This window comes from Flavobacterium sp. W21_SRS_FM6 (assembly GCF_052119645.1).
Classification (GTDB): Bacteria; Pseudomonadota; Gammaproteobacteria; order Enterobacterales; family Alteromonadaceae; genus Paraglaciecola.
Window position 1 is genome coordinate 140,784 of the sequence record NZ_JBGQOM010000008.1, and the last position, 17,653, is coordinate 158,436.

Consider the following 17,653-nt stretch of genomic DNA (forward strand, 5'->3'; position numbering starts at 1 on the left):
CGTGCTTGTTTTGACTCCCACAAGCAACTAAACCAATTGCTTGTCTATGACGAGCAGTGACTAGGAGCATTAATGCGAAATTTGACCTTGGCGCAGAAACATCAGCAGTTTGAAGAGTTTTTCATGATTAAACATGATCTTCACGTGAACATGCGAGTATTAGACAGTCATTTTACCCTACCTGAGCCCATTGATTTGCCGCAACACATGCCCTATGCGTTTAAAATTGCCAGCGAATTGGCAGCCATTGATAACAAAAGTTTACGCCACCTGCGGGGCTTATCTGATCATGCGAGCGAATTGGTAGAGTACTTAAATCATCAAAGCCGTAAAATTGATTTGATGATGTCTTTGATCCTGAAGCACGAAGATGACCCTGCGCTAAATTACAGCAGCGATAAGTTTGGGGGCGGTGGGATCATTATCAAAAGTAAACAAGCCTTAGATGTGGGTCTGCAGGTTGAACTGAAAATCTTTATTCCTGAAGAATCAGCGGCCATTTTTTGTTTTGCTGAAGTTATCGCGAATGAACTGATTGATGAAGAGCATCATGTTTCGATGATTTACAGCTGTATTCGAGAAGAAGACCAAGATTTACTGGTTCGCGCCAGTTTGCATTTACAAGCCGCTAATTTGCGTAAACTCAAGCAACAAAAGAACGAACAACATTAATGACTTTAAGTATATTTACTCCACCACTACCGGCCAATAAACTAAAACAAAAAAACGACATTATTCACTGGCGTAATTTGCACGGCAGCAGTTTGGCTTTGTCTATTGCCAGTGCCGCCGAACAAATTAGTGGCCCCTTGTTATTGGTGACCGCGGATACGCCCAGCGCCATTAAGCTCGAAAAAGAGTTAGATTACTTTTTACTCCAATCTGAGATTGAGGTGCAGCTTTTTCCTGATTGGGAAACCCTGCCTTATGACAGTTTTTCGCCCCATCAAGATATTGTTTCACAGCGTCTTGAAACCCTATATCGACTCACCCAAAACGAACGTTGTATTTTTATTGTGCCCATCAATACTTTGATGATGCGCATGGCGCCAGTCGACTACATTGGTAAATATCTATTACTGCTTAAAAACGGTCAGACCCTAGATATTAATCAATTTCGCTCTGGCTTAGAGCGCGCCGGATATTTGCATGTTAATCAAGTAATGAGTCACAGTGAGTTTTCAATTCGAGGCAGTATTATCGATCTTTATCCGATGGGTAGTCGCCAGCCCTATCGGATAGACTTATTTGACAACGAAGTAGATAGCATTCGCTACTTTGATCCGGAAACTCAGCGTTCGGGTGACAAAGTGGCAGAGATTCGTTTATTGCCCGCACGTGAATTCCCTACAGACAAAGACTCGAGCCTGTTATTCAGGCAACAATACCTTGAAAAATTTGACGCCAATAACAGCAAAGAGTCGATTTATTATCAGGTAGGCAAAAACTTAATGCCCGGCGGAATCGAATACTACCTGCCCTTATTTTTCAAACAAACCGCGACCTTATTTGATTATCTGCATAACGATACGCTGGTGATGATGTTGGGCGATTTAAGCGCTGCGTGCGATGTATATTGGGCCGATGTAAATAAACGTTATGAGCAGTTACGCTTTAATTTAGCTCGGCCATTATTGCCGCCTGCTGACTTGTTTATGCGTAATGAAGAGCTATTTGCCGCCTTTAAAACATGGCCCCGTGTCACCATCGAGCAAAGCAGCAGTAAATCACCAGTGGATGCGGATAGCAAAAGTGGCCATTTTCATTTTAGTACCAGTGCGATTGGCGACATTGGACTGAAACCACAGTTAAAAGAGCCTTGGTCATCGTTAAAAGAAAAAATGGTGCAATGGAAGAATCAAAAACTGCGGGTGTTATTCAGTGCCGAATCAGCAGGTCGGCGAGAGGGTTTACTCGAAATTCTGGCCAAGGCCAATATTAAACCTAAGAACTTTAGCCACTTTAACGACTTTATTACTGACAACGCCCCTCTTGGGATTACTGTTGGTTCAATAGAGCACAGCTTCATCTTACAAGACGGCAAACAGTCCGTGGTATTTATTACCGAAACTGAACTGCTCGGCCATAAAATCAGCCAACGCCGCTTACGTGATAAACGCCAAGCCACTGATGAAAATGCCATTATTCGTAATTTGGCAGAATTAGCCATCGGCCAACCTGTGGTGCACCTTGATCATGGTGTGGGCCGCTATTTAGGTTTGCAGACACTTGATGCCGGTGGTGTTACCACGGAATATCTAACCATTGAATATGCCAAAGAAGCCAAGCTATATGTGCCGGTTGCTTCTTTACACCTCATCAGTCGATATAGTGGCGGCGACCTCGAGCACGCACCGCTGCACCACTTAGGTAATGATACTTGGAGTAAAGCCAAGAAAAAAGCCGCTGAAAAAGTCCGTGATGTCGCAGCGCAATTACTCGACGTGTATGCCCAGCGCGCCGCTAAACCTGGTTTCGCTTACAAAATAGCATGGGATGAATATCAGGCTTTCAGTGACAGTTTTCCCTTTGAAGAAACCCTCGACCAACAAAAAGCCATTAATGCCGTTATCCAAGATATGGGCTCTACTAATGCCATGGACCGATTGGTGTGTGGCGATGTGGGCTTTGGTAAAACGGAAGTGGCCATGCGCGCCGCTTTTTTAGCGGCAAATCAAGGCAAACAAGTCGCTATTTTAGTGCCGACTACCCTACTTGCTCAGCAACACTATGAAAACTTTAAAGACCGCTTTGTTAATTGGCCGTTTAGAATTGAAGTACTGTCACGCTTTGTCAGTAGTAAAGACAGTAAACAAACTGTAGAAGCGATAAAAGCCGGTCAAGTGGATATTGTGGTGGGAACCCACAAATTACTGCAAGACGACATTAAATTTAAAGATTTAGGTTTGGTGATCATCGACGAAGAACACCGCTTTGGTGTACGTCAAAAAGAAAAGTTTAAGGCACTGCGAGCCGATGTCGATATTCTTACCCTCACAGCCACACCGATACCACGAACCTTAAATATGGCGTTAAGTGGCATGCGCGATTTATCCATTATTGCCACGCCACCAGCCAAACGTTTAGCCATTAAAACCTTTGTGCAACAGCGCAGCGATGACATAATTCGTGAAGCCATCATGCGTGAAATTTTACGTGGTGGTCAGGTGTACTTCTTACACAATGAGGTAGACACCATTGAAAAAGTAGCTGAAGAAATCGCCCAAATTGTGCCCGAAGCGCGTATCGCCATTGGCCATGGGCAAATGCGAGAACGGGAATTAGAAAAAGTCATGACTGACTTTTACCACCAGCGGTCTAACGTATTGCTATGTACCACTATCATTGAGACGGGTATTGATGTGCCATCAGCTAATACCATTGTCATGGACAGGGCTGATCATCTGGGCTTGGCGCAATTGCATCAATTACGCGGTCGTGTTGGACGGTCACACCATCAAGCTTACGCTTATTTACTTACTCCTCATCCCAAACGGATTACCAAAGACGCAGGAAAACGCCTCGATGCCATTTCGTCTTTAGAGACCTTAGGAGCAGGTTTTGCCTTAGCAACCCACGACTTAGAAATCCGTGGTGCCGGTGAATTATTGGGGGATGACCAGTCAGGCCAAATATCCAGTATTGGTTTTACCTTGTATATGGAAATGCTAGAGCAAGCGGTAGAAGCCTTAAAAGAAGGGCGCGAACCTTCTCTTGATTACGCCTTATCTACCCAAACCGATATTGATTTACGTATACCGGCGCTTTTTCCTGATGATTATATTGGTGATGTGAATACGCGCCTCTCCTTGTATAAAAAACTAGCTGGCTGCAAAGACGAGCGCTCTATTAACGAGTTGCAAATAGAGCTAATCGACCGGTTTGGACTATTACCAGAGGCGGCTAAAAACCTGTTAACTATTGCCCATTTAAAACTGCAAGCCAAAGTCATTGGTATCAATAAAGTAGAGGCATACCCTACTGGTGGTGTGGTTGAATTTTCACAGCAAACCAAGATTGATCCGGGTTTTATTATACGGCTTATTCAGTCACAACCTCGTATTTATAAATTAGACGGCCCGCAAAAATTGAAATTTAACGTGCCTACTCAATCAGGGGCAGATAGACTTAAGTTAGTTTCAGATATGCTTACGCAATTTAGCCAACAAACAAGAGTCGCTTAATGTCTTCAGTCAAACAATCTCCCTTATATGTGCCGGTTTCGCCCTTAAAACAGGCGGCAAAGATGCTGTTGCTAGGGCTCTCTTTCGGCTTATGCCATCATCATGTCTTAGCTGCTGAGCAAGATTGGTGGTTTGATGTTGAAGTGATCATCTTCAAACATGATTCAAATTTAAGCGCCTTATCAGAAAAGTTTGCTCATCAAGCGATAAGTGCAGAGCCGACTAACGCTTTGGATTTACTGACGCCGTATTTACGTCCAGACTTAAGCTATCTGCGAGCAGGTTTGCCGTTTTGCTTAGCATCAAGTCGTGCTGAAAAACAAAAGCAAATCGACACAGGATTTATATTTCCTGCACCTAAAGATACAGAGATAAAAGCGGGGCAAGCGAGCGCCAATGACAGCACGAGCTTAGCTGCCACACAAGCAACAAATGTAGTAAATACTCCGCAGCAAGTTGCTCTTAACAAAACGCTGCCTGTTGCAGATAATCGTGCAAGCAACGAGGGGGAATATGTTGCACAAGATTTATCGATAAATTGGCTGGAGTGGCAAATACCCAAGCAGCTTCCATGTGTGTTTAAAGAGCAACTGACCTTACTGGCAAACCCCTTTAAAGCGCCACCAGACAATCCCAATTCCCTGCAAAATATTGCCAAGGTACCAGTTAAAATCAATGGTCGTAGCGTGCAGCACAAAGGTCAGGCTTTTTTACTTCCACAAAGCGAGCTCAATTTAAGCAATTTATATAACAGCATCAATCGTCAACGGGACCTTCAGCCTTTACTTTATGCTGGTTGGCGACAAGAGGTGAAATTTGGCCGCAATAAGGCCAAAGCGCTACGTTTATTTGCGGGGCAAAACTACGGCAAAACCTTTACCATCGAGGGCCGTTTAAAAGCCGATAACGCCCTTAGAGAACAAGACAGTCCTTATCAACCTACTGATGAGCTGTCGTCGCTGAGTGAACAAGAGTTGGCTGAGCACAATACGGGGGCGGCATTGATGGCCAATCAAGCCTTATTTGCCGATATTTATGCCCAATTAGAGCAGTCAGACGAGCCCTTAGATCTCGAAACCTTTTTTGTCACGTCTAAAACAGAATCTTCTAACGACAAGCCCCTTAACTATGTGTACCAGCGAGATAATGAGATTTGGCAGCTTGATGGTGAGCTAAAGGTCTACTTGCAAAACGTAGGGCGCACTCCGTATTTGCACATCGACAGTCGTTTTGATTATCGACAGCCCGTATTTGACGCCGCATTACAACACAAAGCCAATACACAGAATACGATATTGCTAGGAGAACAAAACACCCAAGCCAATAAGCTCGAAAGCATCAACGTCAAACATTTCAAGCGAGTGATCAGCAAACAACTGCATTATTTCGATCATCCTCTTTTTGGCATGGTGGTCTATATCACTCGCTATCAATGGCCGGACGATCCACATCAGCCTGAAAACAGTAATTAATCCTAATTAGCAGTTATAAGTCTGTTTCGCAGCAAGGAATAATATGAAAATTTACACTAAGGGCGGCGACAAAGGCCAAACCCAAATCTACGCGGATAAAGTTGTTAGACTGAGCAAAGATGATCAAGTACTCGAATGTTATGGCACCCTTGATGAGTTGAACGCTCACGTGGGTTTATTAACAAGTTACATTACGCAATCACATCCTCACTCCATTGTGGCAAGTCAGTTACCCGCCATTCAACAGAGTTTATTTCAAATTGGCTTTGCGGTTTCTGCTACAAGTAAATTAAATCAACAGGATGTAGCAAGCCTTGAGCACCACATTGACCAACTGCAATTGGTTTTACCTGCTCAAGTATCGTTTATTTTACCGGGTGGTTGTATGGCTGCATCTCAAGCCCATGTCTGTCGTACCGTCGCGCGTAGAGCGGAACGTACCTTGGTTGCCTTACTGGTAGAGCACCCTGTACCTGAAGTGTGTTTGCAGTTTATTAATCGTTTATCTGACTACTTTTTTGTGGTTGCGCGCAGTCTGAATCATGAACTTGGCTTATCTGATGTTAAAGTGTGAGCCCTCTTTTTAGCGTTTACGTAATATTCAGCATCTGAAATTAAATAAGCCAGCCCCTAAAACGGAAAAAGCCTGCCAAGTTTAACGTGGCAGGCTTTTTATATTTATTTAGACAGCGTCTGAATAAAAATTAGAACGTGTAGTTTAAACGTGCATAGTAATAACCACCTTGCCAGTCAACAATGTTGCTTGACCAGTAAACGTTACCACAGCAGTCATCACCGCCGGTATCTTTGTCTGGGTATTCATCAAAGATGTTGCGCGCACCCGCCGCGATACTCAAGTCTTCAGTAAGTTGATACTTAGCCTCGACATCAAAGAATACCGTTGAACCATATTCTTGAATGGTGGTGGCCGCTGAGTTAATCGCATTCTCGTAAGAACCATAAATATTGGCTCGCACTAAAATACTCAACATATCGAAATTGTGTTTTGCAGAGATAACCGCGCGCCAGTCGGGCGTGGCATTTTCTACATCAAATTGATCTTCTGCATTTAAGTAGTCAGAAGCATCAGAGTCAATTTCTGTTTTGTTATAGTTTAATGACGTGGTGAAAACCGTATCATCAAAGGTGTAAGTTGCCACTAAGTCCATACCCTGAGTAACCGTATCGAAGGCATTTTGAAAGTAGTTAACGCCACCAATTGAGTTTGCGCCAGCAACGCCTGCTGCATCAAGTTTTAAGTAGTTTTGGTAAGCATCGACTTTCGTTGGATCTGTCGATACTTCCAAAGTTGATACGGCGTAAAAACGATCCTCTAACTCAATTCGATAAAAGTCTAAGGTGATATTCAAGGCATCGACATTACCTGTAACACCTATGGCGTAGTTTAAAGACTTTTCAGGTGACAGCGGCTCTGCACCTAAGGCTTGACCAACGGGGCTGATTGCAGGAAACAAACCTGTTGCAACAGGTAAACCATTAGGTAAACGTGTAGACACGTTAGTAGTACCTTGCTGACCTGGTGTTGGTGCTCTAAAACCCGTACCCACAGAGCCACGCAGATTAAAGTCGTCATTTAGTGTGTATCTAAAAGCCACTTTACCCACTAACTCTGAACCAAAATCCGAGTAGTCTTCATAACGCATCGCGCCTTGTAAAAACAGTGATTCTGACACGTCAGAACTTACATCAACGTATACGCCAGCCATATCGCGCTCGTATTTGCCTGAATACTCAGGCGAATAACCCGGGAAGCCGTTTGAACCCACACCAACCACTTGGTATACAGGATCCATTCCAGCAAATCCATCTACTGGAGTACCGTCTTCATTTGTATTCGCCGTATAATTTGCACAATTTAATCCGGAAATTGCGGCTCCTGCGGCTGTTGCAGTATAATCAGCATTACAAAAATCCCAAGGATCGGGCAAAGCATAAGGACCAGCAGAATACGAAGCTTCATCACCGCCAACCAACTCATAGCTTTCTTCCATGTAAGTTAAACCGAAGGCAACCAAGACATCAGAGTACAAATCAGCATCAAAGTACTTGGTAAAGTCAGCCGAAAATTGTAATTCTTCGTTGATTAAATCCCCTGGTGTAAAAGAAGTGGGCGAGTCAGGGCCCATAGAAGGGTTGATCGTATTTTTAAGGGTATAAGAGATTTCATTTGAGCCATAACGACCACTGAAATCATAAGTCATACCGTTAGCAAATTCACCTTCAAGGCCAGTTACTAAAGAATAGTCAGTAATGTCACCAAAGAAACGTGGTGTGAAACCGCCCGGGAATTTTTCCAGTGGGCTGTATAACGAGCCATCTTGTTCACGTATATTTTCAATTGTGCCGTTACCAGGATAGCGATAGTAGAAGGAGCCATCACCTTCACTTTCAGAGTAGTTACCAAAAGCATAAAACTTCATGCTGTCACTGATTTCGTAACCACTGTTAAAAAATAAACGCGTACCCGAGGTATTCGGTTGTCCCCAAGGCTGTACCACTCCTTCTCCGCCTAAGTTGGCAGCGTCCAAACCAGCGATAAAACCCTCTTCAGTGTAACCTGCGAGGCTCGAATCGAACGAGCCACCACCCAAGAAATCAGGACTTGTGGCATCAACACATGCCCATGACTCACAGTACTGCTCGGAACGAGAGGTGGAATTTGAATCAGCATATTCAGCTGATATGCTAACAAATCCTTTGTCGCCAAGGGCAAAACCAACGTTACCAGTCATGGTGATTTGCTCACCATCCCCTTCGTAGTATTGGCCTGTTTCAAGTGAAAATGAACCGCCTTCATCGTTGTCTTTTAAAACAAAGTTAATTACCCCAGCGATAGCGTCAGAACCATATTGTGCGGCAGCGCCGTCACGCAGCACTTCAACACCTTTTAAAGCTGATGAAGGAATAGTCGCGATATCTGGCCCTTGGGTACCTGAACCACCAATTTGTACTAATGCAGAACGGTGGCGACGTTTAGAGTTCACTAATACGAGGGTTTTGTCAGTCGGCATGCCACGGAGTGTTGCCGGACGAATAAACGATGCACCATCTGAAATAGGTTGACGTTGCAATGAATACGACGGTACTAAGGTTTTTAATACATCGTTAGTATCAGTAAATGGTACACCCGCTAAATCATCTTCACTGAGTACATCAACGGGTACAGGTGAATCTGCTAAAGAGCGCGGAGCACCACGTGAACCGGTGATAACCACCTTTTCATACGATTCAGCATCGGCGGCTGCATCTGGTGTTTCTTGTGCCATGGCCGACGACAGGGCGACTGTGCTAAGTGCCCACGTCATTAAGCTGGTTTTTATTGCTTTATTTAGCTTAGATTGCTGAAGCATAGTGTTCCCCTTATTTTTATAGTAGCGCTTGGTAGTGTGTGACTAGAATTACTGGTTAAATGGATGCTCTAGCGCCTAGTCAACGTTAGAGCTCATCTCTCATTTAGGTTTGGCAATGACCATTTCAATTTCGATAAGCATGTTTGGCCCACCGGCTAATCCAGCGATCTGAAAGGCAGAACGGGCCGGTTTGTTGGGTTGTTCCTTAGTGCCGAAGTACAAGGTGTAGGCTTTCATAAACCCGCCAAAATCCATTTTGCCGTCCATGGTGGGGTCGCCTACCATGAAGACTTGCATCTTAATGACGTCACCAAAACCGACACCAAGCTCTTTAAACGACTCTTCAAATCGTTTAAATACGTTTAAAGCTTGTGTTTCAGTGTCGCCGTAATATTCGCGGCTGCCGCGCTCTGCTTCTGGATTAACCGGCCCTGGTACCATGCCACTATGAAAGATCAATGTGGTTGCCGGACTAACTTCGACCGCTCGAGAAATGGGAAAAGGATTATTGTTAGGTAAGGCATGACGAGTCACATCAGCAAGAGTCGACACACTAAACAAGGTGCTAGCGGCGACTAAGGCAGATGTAACAAGGGATAAAGATTTTTTCATGAATATACAGCTCCTAGTAAACTAATTAAGTTGGGTAATATAGGCGGCTAAATTGGCCGCATCTTGCTCGGAAGTCACCATGACACTGGCGGCCTTCATCTGCTGACCATAAGTGTCAGCGCTTTGCGCGCCTCTGACATTGAGACGAAAATGATTGAGTTGAGTGACCAAATACCAATCATTGAGTCCGGTTAAACTCGGCGCTCCAATGGCTTTGTTACCTTCCCCCTGTGCGCCATGACAGGCGGCGCAGCTTTGATAAAGCGCTTTGCCCGCTGAACTGTCTGCCGTCAGGGTTGCTTCAGGTTTATCTGATTCGGTTTTGGCCACCCAAGCGGCAATGGCTTTTAGCTCATCCACACTTAAGCCACTGACCATGGGACGCATTTCCATACCACGATCATCGTCGCTATGGGCACCACGGATCCCTTGTTTAAAATTGAGTAGTTGGCGTTCGATATACCACTGCGGCAAACCGCTGAGGCGCGGGGCTCCAATATTGGCATTGCCTTTTAACTGACTACCATGACACACGGTACAATACTCAAGGCCCTCGGGGGTTGGCGTCTCTTCAGCGACGGCTAACTGAGACATAGCTGCTAGGGTGAGTAACACTAAAAATGATTTAACTAACATGGCTGTTAACTCCATGGTCGATATTTACACTGAGAAGTTTATTAAGCTGATTAAGGGCTTGTTCACTTGATGCGAGAGCACCCTCTTGCCAGCCACTGTGATGACTGATTTGATCACCAATCATAAAATGACGGCCTTCAGGTTTTTGCAATACGTGAAAGTACTTGTCCCAATCTTCTGGGCTCATGCGCATGCCACAGCCCATTTGGTGATTCATTCGTGCCCAAGGAATACTGATGCCGTTTTCGATGTATTTGCTGTAACCAGGGTGGATTTTTTCACCCGATTTAGCACCGGCAAGTAAACGTTCAGCGGGTGTCATGGCTTCAAATACAGCACTGACTTTAGGATCCCACGTGTAGGCACCTAACAAGATGCCCTTTGGTGCATGAATATCGTGGGAGGGGTACCACAACTGGGCAACCGGATCAGAGGTATAAGAAATACCACCGTAGATTCCTTCTTTTTCCCAAAAGCGTTCTTTCATTTGATAAGCAATCTTAAACAGATGGCCCCGTTTGATGCTGTCTAGCCCAGCTTGATAAACTGAAGAGAAGTTGTTTTCAATGCCAGCCATAAAGTAGGCAGGAATATTGTTAAAGCAGTAATCGGCTTGAATCGTATGAAATTGGCCGTTTTGTTCGTACGTAACCTCTACGCCATTTTCTTGATTGTAGATTTTTTTAACTTGCGCATGTAATACAGGCTTAGCTTTTAAATGACGCACAAAGCCCTTTACTACGCCATCCATACCACCGGTTGGTTCCATTAATGGCTCACACCAGTCATACAGCTCAGCCCCTAATAAACCGCCATACCAAAAGCTGCTATCTAACATCGCTTTTAATTCAATGGGGGCATGGGGTTTTGGAAACTCCAACATACGATCAGTGGTCGAGCCTGCACGCTCAGTACCGACATATTTGCCCGCTTCGGTTAAATCCCCATGAAGACGCGCAAACTTCATTAGCTTTGCGACATCATCTTCACTAAGCAACTGATCGTATTGATGAGCATCGGCCGACTTCCACAACAACTCAGCCATCAGGCCTCTCACATCGGCGTGATAGTCAATTTGTCTAACGGGCTTACCACCAAATGCCTTATCGTCGTGAAAATAGGCTAATTTACAACTATTGGCTTTGATCTGTAATGGCACACCCAAAGCTCTACAATAGTGCAATAAGCGGCGATGATGCCCCGGAATTCGTGCAGGACCGCAGTTAAAATACAGGTTTTCGGCTTTATCAAACTGACAAATTTGCGGCTGACCCATCTCATCAATTTTATCACCGTGACGCACCGTTAAATTTCGTCCACCGGCCCGATGCGACGCTTCAAGGATTGTGACCTGATAGCCAGCTCGTTCTAATTCAATTGCGGTAGCAAGCCCTGCTATACCCGCACCCAGTATCAACGCGCTAGGCTTATTAGTACTAGAGGCAGGCTTAACAGTAACCGGTCCGGCGTAGGGGTCGTCATGCATCAAACCCAGTGCTAGGTTGGCTTTGAGTAAGGCAGAAGAGCCACCTGCCGCACCAACATAAGTGAGAAATTGTCTACGAGTTATATTTAGCATAGGTCTTAAAACTACATCCTAATATTTGGTGGTTATAAAAAACACGCTGCAAAACAGAGCTTTATGCTAACCAGACTCGCCCTAGGACAGAACGCAGTTTAATGTGGTAGGGCTCTATATTTTTTTTATACCCTTTAAAATCTCGTAAAATAGTCGTCAATAATCTGTTGAATTAAGGGGAGTTAAAATGGATCTAACAGGCGCACCATCGTCCTGCAGCCACAGCATTTATTTTTTTGGCACTATTTTTGTATTGTTTGTTAGCTAACGCACCAACAGTTTAGGATTAACGATTACTTACAGGGCAGTTAATCGTGCTATCAAACATTGACGAGCGATTCACTTTAACTAGGTAAGTAATGAATACTAAACAGTTGCAGTATTTTTTAGCGACAGCCGAACAAGGCAGTATTACCGCAGCAGCCAGAGAGTTGGATGTTGCGCAACCGGCGATAAGTTTACAGTTGGCAAATTTAGAGCATGAGTTAAAAATTAAGTTGTTTGAAAGGGATTTTCGCGGCGTAGAGCTTACTGAAGCAGGTCGCTGCTTTGAAGAGCATGCACGCATTATTTTAACTCAAATCAATGCAGCCAAAGCTGATCTGATGGGCAGTAAAAAGGATTGCAAAGGTAAGGTGGTGGTGGGGCTAAGCCAATCCTGTTGCAACGTATTGTCGATTGAATTGCTAACCGAATTAGAGCATCGTTTTGCCAATGTTGAATTGAGCTTTAGGATAGGGCCCTCTATGGCAGTAGAGCAATGGTTTAATGATGAAGAAGTTGATATCGCCCTGAGTTTTAATCCTGCCGGAATAAACGCAACACAGCGTTCAATACCGCTAATAAGAGAAAATCTCTACCTGTATATCTCACATCATCCTAAAAATCCTGCTTACAGTGAACTAGCCCTGTACGGCTCTATTCATTTTAGAGATTTACAACATTACGATATTTTTATGCCCGTTGAGCAAGATGCCATGTATCGCCTACTCACAGAACAAGCGCAAAAAAGTGGTATCAAACTGAAACCTAAAAACGCCTTTGGCCAACTTATGACCACTTTGCACTACGTTACTCAAGGTTTTGGTTTAGCGGTCCTGCCCTCTTCTGGTGCTTTTCACCTGGAAACGAGCAATCAAATCCGCGCCATCAATATTGTACAACCCGCCTTGCAGCGAGATGTTTATTTACAAATGATTGAAAAAAAATCCCAGGATGTTGCGGTCATTTCGGTATTTGAACTAATTCGAGAAGTGACTGCAAGCATGCATAATCAACAGTTTTGGCGCGGTAGTTTACTTGATAAAAAATACGCTCGGCCATCGAGAATGCAGCTTGAAACCTTAGCCGCAGGTTGAATTAACGCAGTAAATCTAAAGCCTGTGCGCCTGACATTCCTAATTCTACACCTAAGGCTTTAGCCGCAGACGATAGAGCCACAACCGGTTTGTTTAACATTTCAGTATGGTCGTTTACCCCTGACACGATAGCGCAAGCTTCACCAGTTTTGTCACAGGTAGCGGCATTAATGTAACCACAGGCTAAAAGACCTTTCTCTCCTTGGATCGTTAACAAGGGCAGTTTTAAATCTATTCTTTCTCGCTTTAATTCTCCCCAACTAAAACTATCTGCGAGTACGCTTGAAGCAAATAATAAACCTGCACTTGCCCACATAAATATTTTCATCTGCCTTTGTCCTCAATATTGTTACGTATTGTTATTGTTGTCTTGTCATTTACTGACGAAGCGTTGAAGCAACAAGAGTGCCAAGCATTGTAGGCTAGCGATTATTTCAATAGCCTAAATGAGAAGCCGCAGCATAGAGAAAATGCTTTTGCAACGTAGACATTTTATCGAGTCATTAACGCATTAAACTGCTCAAGACTGCGCTGTGCATTTTGAAAGGCATCAGTTTGTTTTAATTGTTTAAAACTCATGCTAAGGCTTTTTTTCAAGGAGGCTGGACGCTCACTGACCACTAAATTACTGGGTAAGCCATCAATCGCAGCCATGGCACTAGCGGGATCATTGCATACCAGCGCCATGTCACACCCCGCTGCTAATGCAGACTCAACACGAGTGATTATATCACCCACTTGTTTAGCCCCCTGCATGGATAAATCATCGGAAAATACCACGCCGTTAAACGCCAACTCTTGACGTAAAATTTGGCCAATCCAAGTCTTCGAAAAACCTGCCGGTAACGCATCTACCTCTGGGTAAATAACATGAGCAGGCATGACTGCAGACAACAAACCTTGTTGATGAATATCTTTGAATATTTGCATATCAATGCGCATTATTTCTTCACGGCTGCGCCTGTCAACAGGCATCGCAATGTGAGAGTCCTCCAACACATTCCCGTGACCAGGAAAATGTTTACCTGTGGCTTTCATTCCTGCTCGGTGCATCCCCCGAATAAATTCACTGGCCAACCTGACAATATGTTGAGGCTGCTGATGAAAACTTCGGTCGCCAATGACTTGTGAGTTACCATTGATGTCTAGCACGGGTGCAAAACTAATATCGATGTCAAACGCCAATAATTCAGCGGCCATTAACCAGCCAAATTGTTCAGCCCAGCGATTACTTTGTTCGATACTAACGGGCTCGCGGTCGCTATTTAAGGGGAAGAGTTTACCCATAGCGGGAATTAAGCTAAAACCTTGCCTAAAGCGCTGTACCCTGCCCCCTTCGTGATCGACAGCAATAATGATGTCGTTGCGGCACGATTGTCTAATGTGTTTAATGAGATCACTGAGCTGAGCCTGATCATAAAAATTACGACTAAATAAAATCAAACCGCCAATCAGAGGATGATCCAACATCTCAATTTCTTCATGCGTCAGTTCATAACCCGACACATCAATCATTAATGGACCCATGTTTACTTCTTATATTAAATTTCGTTTGAGACACTATAAAAACATCACTATCAGCGAGTCAATCGAATCCTACGCCAATGCAACTAAACCGTTTTTTTAAGTTTAGTTAACATAAAGTTATGACATTCCTTAACAGCCATGATTATACTACCGAATGGTTATTTTTGATGTTTATATATGGAATTCTCAACAGTAGGCTTAATTGGCAAACAAGCGCACCAAGGCGCTAATCTTAGCTTTAAGGCCATCATTGTTTATTTAAAAAAGCGCGGATGCCGCATTCTCGTTGAAGAAAACACAGCTAATAAACTTGATTCAAATGGCTTTGAATCAGCCAGCATTAAAGAAATTGGCAAACAAGCTGATCTTGCTATTGTAGTCGGTGGTGACGGCAATATGCTGGGTGCTGCAAGGGTACTTGCCGAATTCAACGTTGCAGTTGTGGGTATTAACCGGGGTAACTTAGGTTTTTTAACCGACATTAACCCCGAAGACTTTGAACAACAACTTGACAGTATTTTCAATGGTGAATGCATCACCGAGCAGCGGTTTTTACTTGAAGTCGAGGTGTTTAGACACGGCAAAATGCAAAGTAAAGATTCGGCCGTCAACGAAGTGGTACTTCACCACGGCAAAGTAGCGCACATGCTTGAGTTTGAAGTGTATTTAGATGATATCTTTGTTTATAGTCAACGTTCAGATGGTTTGATCGTTGCCACACCAACAGGCTCAACTGCTTATTCGTTATCTGGCGGTGGCCCCATACTCACGCCCAACCTCGACGCCTTAACCCTAGTCCCAATGTTTCCGCACACCCTAAGCAGCCGTCCCATTGTGATTGACGCCAACAGTACGGTAAAAATGAAGATATCACCTGAAAATCGCGATAATCTGCAGGTTAGTTGCGACAGCCATATTGTGTTGACAGTGCTACCCGGCGACGAAGTTATTATTCGAAAAAATCCAAACCGCTTATCTCTTATCCACCCCAAAGACTATAACTATTTTAACGTCTTACGCACTAAGCTCAATTGGGGCACCAAACTGTATTAAATGACGGGCCAACAAAAAAGCAAGGATATTTTTTGTTAGTACTGGACAGTATGCATACTCATGGTTATATTTACAGTTACTGTATATATAACCACTACTAAGAATTATGCTCACTCACTTATCGATCCGAAATTTTGCAGTCGTAAAAACCTTAGACGTTGATTTTTCAAACGGTATGACCGCCATCACTGGTGAAACTGGTGCAGGTAAGTCTATTTCTGTTGATGCACTCGGCCTATGCCTCGGTGAAAGGGCTGATAGCGGCATGGTGCGAACGGGTGCAGATAAAGCTGAAGTCAGTGCCTTTTTTGATATTACTAAATTGCAAGCGGCACAGGCCTGGCTGCAAAAAAATGAATTGGCTGACGAAGATGAATGTTTAATCAGGCGAGTGATATCTGCTGAAGGTCGTTCAAAAGCCTTTGTAAACGGTATACCCGTTTCCTTGCAGCAATTAAAAGAGTTAGGCAGTAATCTGCTGAGCATTCATGGTCAACATGCCCATCAGCTTATTCTGAAAAGTGAGCAACAACGCAATTTGCTTGATGGAGTAGCGGATCACCAAAACTTACTCCAAGTGGTAGCTCAAACATATCAAAAATTGCGAGAGCAGCAAAAACGCTATCAGCAACTTGAAGAAGGCCAGCAACAGCGAGCTGACCGCTGTCAATTATTGGCTTATCAAATTCAAGAGCTTGATGAGTTTGCCCTAGCCGATGGTGAATTTAACGAACTTGAGATTGATCATAAAAAATTAAGCCACAGTCAAACCCTGCTTGAGCAAACGCAAATTAGTTTTCATCAGTTATATGAGGCAGACGAATTCAACGCCTTGTCCGCGGTGCAAAACAGTTTAGAACGCTTGGCAGAGTTGCAAGAGCATGATCAAAGTTTAGGGCCCATTGTAAATATGCTAAACGAAGCGGCAATTCAAATTGAAGAAGCGGCTCAAGAACTGCGTGCTTATACCGACCAACTTGAAATTGATCCGATGCGAATGCAAACCGTCGAGGCGCGTTTTTCACAGGCGCTTGATTTAGCAAGGAAACACCATGTCCCTGCAGAAGAGCTTTATGACTTTCATCAACAACTAAGCAATGAATACCAAGGGCTAATGAAAGAGGATGATTTATTAGAAGAATTAGAGCTGCAATTAAGACAGGGCGAACAAGCCTATTATTTAGCCGCTAAAAAACTCAGTGATTCTCGACAAAAAGCTGCGCTTAATTTTGCCAAGCAAGTACAACAACATATTCAAAAAATGAACATGAAAGACGCTGAATTTGCTATTGATGTTCAGCATATTACTGACAATGTTCCCCATAAACTTGGTTTAGACGCAGTACGCTTTAAAGTGTCGACTAACAAAGGTCAAGCGATGGATGATCTTGAAAAAGTTGTGTCAGGCGGCGAGTTATCCCGTATTGGATTGGCGATCCAAGTTATTGGCTCCGGTAATAGTCAAGTAGCCACCATGATTTTTGACGAAGTTGACAGTGGAATAAGTGGTGCAACCGCTTCTATCGTGGGGCAGTTATTGCGTAAATTAGGCGAACAGACTCAAGTTATTTGTGTGACTCACTTACCTCAAGTGGCTGCCAGAGCACACAATCAAATGTTTGTCGCGAAATTCAGTGATGAACAAACAACAGAAACTCACATGATTTGTTTAGAAGAAAATGAACGAATTGACGAATTAGCACGTCTATTAGCTGGGGATACTTTGACTGAGTCAGCAATTGCTAATGCAAAAGAATTACTGCAAATCAGTAATTCATAGTAATTAAGCATTGATTGCTTGAACTCGGCTGGGTTAGGATGCGACGCTTATTTTAAATAGGTGTCGCCGATAGGTCATTTT

At 43.8% G+C, this 17,653-nt stretch carries 13 protein-coding genes; 7 read left to right on the plus strand and 6 right to left on the minus strand.

Translation table 11 applies throughout. The features are described 5' to 3' along the window. Positions 1–72 precede the first annotated feature (72 nt). Genes ACEN2L_RS14495 through ACEN2L_RS14510 form a run of 4 tightly spaced genes read left to right on the plus strand, consistent with a single transcriptional unit; the run spans position 73 to position 6,230 of the window. Entirely contained in the window at positions 73–672 is a 600-nt protein-coding gene (locus tag ACEN2L_RS14495; protein ID WP_441744711.1) for a hypothetical protein, read from the plus strand. Next, on the plus strand, positions 672–4,184 hold the full coding sequence (gene mfd, locus ACEN2L_RS14500; RefSeq protein ID WP_441744713.1) for a transcription-repair coupling factor: 3,513 nt from the start codon (positions 672–674) through the stop codon (positions 4,182–4,184). Before ACEN2L_RS14495 ends, mfd begins: the two co-directional genes overlap by 1 nt. Beyond that, positions 4,184–5,656, plus strand: coding sequence for a CsiV family protein (locus ACEN2L_RS14505; protein WP_441744715.1), 1,473 nt, complete (start codon positions 4,184–4,186; stop codon positions 5,654–5,656). Before mfd ends, ACEN2L_RS14505 begins: the two co-directional genes overlap by 1 nt. A 43-nt stretch (positions 5,657–5,699) precedes the next feature. Further along, positions 5,700–6,230 (plus strand): cob(I)yrinic acid a,c-diamide adenosyltransferase, encoded by a 531-nt coding sequence (locus tag ACEN2L_RS14510; protein WP_306022005.1) that lies wholly within the window; start codon positions 5,700–5,702, stop codon positions 6,228–6,230. Positions 6,231–6,360: 130 nt separating this feature from the next. Here ACEN2L_RS14510 and ACEN2L_RS14515 read toward each other — a convergent pair whose 3' ends face one another. The 4 genes from ACEN2L_RS14515 to ACEN2L_RS14530 form a co-directional block, all read right to left on the minus strand. Beyond that, entirely contained in the window at positions 6,361–9,027 is a 2,667-nt protein-coding gene (locus tag ACEN2L_RS14515) for a TonB-dependent receptor plug domain-containing protein (protein ID WP_441744717.1), read from the minus strand. 99 nt (positions 9,028–9,126) lie between these two features. Further along, positions 9,127–9,639 (minus strand): RidA family protein, encoded by a 513-nt coding sequence (locus tag ACEN2L_RS14520; RefSeq protein WP_441744719.1) that lies wholly within the window; start codon positions 9,637–9,639, stop codon positions 9,127–9,129. Positions 9,640–9,660: 21 nt separating this feature from the next. Continuing rightward, on the minus strand, positions 9,661–10,275 hold the full coding sequence (locus tag ACEN2L_RS14525; RefSeq protein ID WP_441744720.1) for a c-type cytochrome: 615 nt from the start codon (positions 10,273–10,275) through the stop codon (positions 9,661–9,663). Further along, positions 10,265–11,854, minus strand: a complete 1,590-nt coding sequence (locus ACEN2L_RS14530; RefSeq protein ID WP_441744722.1) for a flavin monoamine oxidase family protein — start codon at positions 11,852–11,854, stop codon at positions 10,265–10,267. The genes ACEN2L_RS14525 and ACEN2L_RS14530 overlap by 11 nt, the downstream gene beginning before the upstream one ends. Positions 11,855–12,213: 359 nt before the next feature. Between ACEN2L_RS14530 and ACEN2L_RS14535 the strand changes: the two genes are divergently transcribed. Beyond that, entirely contained in the window at positions 12,214–13,212 is a 999-nt protein-coding gene (locus ACEN2L_RS14535) for a LysR family transcriptional regulator (protein ID WP_441744724.1), read from the plus strand. Position 13,213: 1 nt separating this feature from the next. Here ACEN2L_RS14535 and ACEN2L_RS14540 read toward each other — a convergent pair whose 3' ends face one another. Next, positions 13,214–13,540, minus strand: a complete 327-nt coding sequence (locus ACEN2L_RS14540) for a YunC family protein (protein WP_441744726.1) — start codon at positions 13,538–13,540, stop codon at positions 13,214–13,216. A gap of 164 nt (positions 13,541–13,704) precedes the next feature. Beyond that, positions 13,705–14,739, minus strand: a complete 1,035-nt coding sequence (gene nagZ, locus ACEN2L_RS14545; RefSeq protein ID WP_441744728.1) for a beta-N-acetylhexosaminidase — start codon at positions 14,737–14,739, stop codon at positions 13,705–13,707. A gap of 177 nt (positions 14,740–14,916) precedes the next feature. Here nagZ and nadK point away from each other — a divergent pair, with 177 nt between their 5' ends. After that, entirely contained in the window at positions 14,917–15,792 is an 876-nt protein-coding gene (nadK, locus tag ACEN2L_RS14550) for an NAD(+) kinase (RefSeq protein WP_306022014.1), read from the plus strand. A 106-nt stretch (positions 15,793–15,898) separates the two neighbouring features. Continuing rightward, positions 15,899–17,572 carry a DNA repair protein RecN gene (recN, locus tag ACEN2L_RS14555; protein WP_441744731.1) on the plus strand — a complete coding sequence of 558 codons (1,674 nt, stop codon included), beginning with the start codon at positions 15,899–15,901 and terminating at the stop codon, positions 17,570–17,572. The last annotated feature ends 81 nt before the right edge of the window (positions 17,573–17,653 follow it).

Coding starts and splice junctions, on each gene's coding strand:
- ACEN2L_RS14530 (WP_441744722.1), bottom strand. CDS start 11,854: ATGCTAAATATAACTCGTAGACAATTTCTCACTTATGTTGGTGCGGCA.
- ACEN2L_RS14525 (WP_441744720.1), bottom strand. CDS start 10,275: ATGTTAGTTAAATCATTTTTAGTGTTACTCACCCTAGCAGCTATGTCT.
- ACEN2L_RS14520 (WP_441744719.1), bottom strand. CDS start 9,639: ATGAAAAAATCTTTATCCCTTGTTACATCTGCCTTAGTCGCCGCTAGC.
- nagZ (WP_441744728.1), bottom strand. CDS start 14,739: ATGGGTCCATTAATGATTGATGTGTCGGGTTATGAACTGACGCATGAA.
- mfd (WP_441744713.1), top strand. CDS start 672: ATGACTTTAAGTATATTTACTCCACCACTACCGGCCAATAAACTAAAA.
- ACEN2L_RS14505 (WP_441744715.1), top strand. CDS start 4,184: ATGTCTTCAGTCAAACAATCTCCCTTATATGTGCCGGTTTCGCCCTTA.
- ACEN2L_RS14495 (WP_441744711.1), top strand. CDS start 73: ATGCGAAATTTGACCTTGGCGCAGAAACATCAGCAGTTTGAAGAGTTT.
- ACEN2L_RS14540 (WP_441744726.1), bottom strand. CDS start 13,540: ATGAAAATATTTATGTGGGCAAGTGCAGGTTTATTATTTGCTTCAAGC.
- nadK (WP_306022014.1), top strand. CDS start 14,917: ATGGAATTCTCAACAGTAGGCTTAATTGGCAAACAAGCGCACCAAGGC.
- ACEN2L_RS14510 (WP_306022005.1), top strand. CDS start 5,700: ATGAAAATTTACACTAAGGGCGGCGACAAAGGCCAAACCCAAATCTAC.
- recN (WP_441744731.1), top strand. CDS start 15,899: ATGCTCACTCACTTATCGATCCGAAATTTTGCAGTCGTAAAAACCTTA.
- ACEN2L_RS14515 (WP_441744717.1), bottom strand. CDS start 9,027: ATGCTTCAGCAATCTAAGCTAAATAAAGCAATAAAAACCAGCTTAATG.
- ACEN2L_RS14535 (WP_441744724.1), top strand. CDS start 12,214: ATGAATACTAAACAGTTGCAGTATTTTTTAGCGACAGCCGAACAAGGC.